The organism is Vibrio sp. 1069 (genome assembly GCF_033340555.1).
This window is the reverse complement of record NZ_JAWOWP010000844.1, coordinates 1-541: the sequence shown is the minus strand read 5'-3', so window position 1 is coordinate 541 and position 541 is coordinate 1. Positions and strand designations below refer to the sequence as shown.

Here is a 541-nt window from a genome sequence, read left to right as displayed (position 1 = left end):
TCCGCGTTTGATAAACGCAGTCCCGCTAGCTTCGACTCCATTTCTTTGGTGATGTCATAACCAGATTGAAAAGCCCAAGGCATTTTGTCGAACTCAACGGTTTCCATTTGGCCGACATTGGGACGAATGTAAACATCGTGTTCTTGCAGGGTTTCGACTTGCTGCTGGGTACTGCGACGCACCAGATAGTTGGAGAGTTGGTCTGCAACGGTAAACAGCCCAGTAAAATCATCTTCGGTTTTGTAGTCGGTACTGATGTCTACCGCGATAACCACATCCGCGCCCATCGCACGCGCAACATCCACTGGCATGTTGTTTACCACGCCACCATCAACAAGCATGTGGCCATTTAACTTATACGGAGGGAGTGCGCCGGGTACAGACATACTGGCCATCATGGCATCAACTAAATAACCGTTGCCGATCACCACTTCGTCCAGTTCTAAAATATCTGTCGCGACGGAACGGTAAGGAATGGCAAGCTCATCAAAGGACTCAAAACGTCCGAGGTTACCTGTGGTCTCGCGCAACACACGCAACA

The 541-nt window shown here is 49.9% G+C and carries 1 protein-coding gene; it reads right to left on the bottom strand.

The annotated features are described in order from the left end of the window. Positions 1-541, bottom strand: a 541-nt coding sequence (locus R7040_RS29375; protein WP_318098037.1) for a patatin-like phospholipase family protein, incomplete at both ends; no start/stop codon positions are given.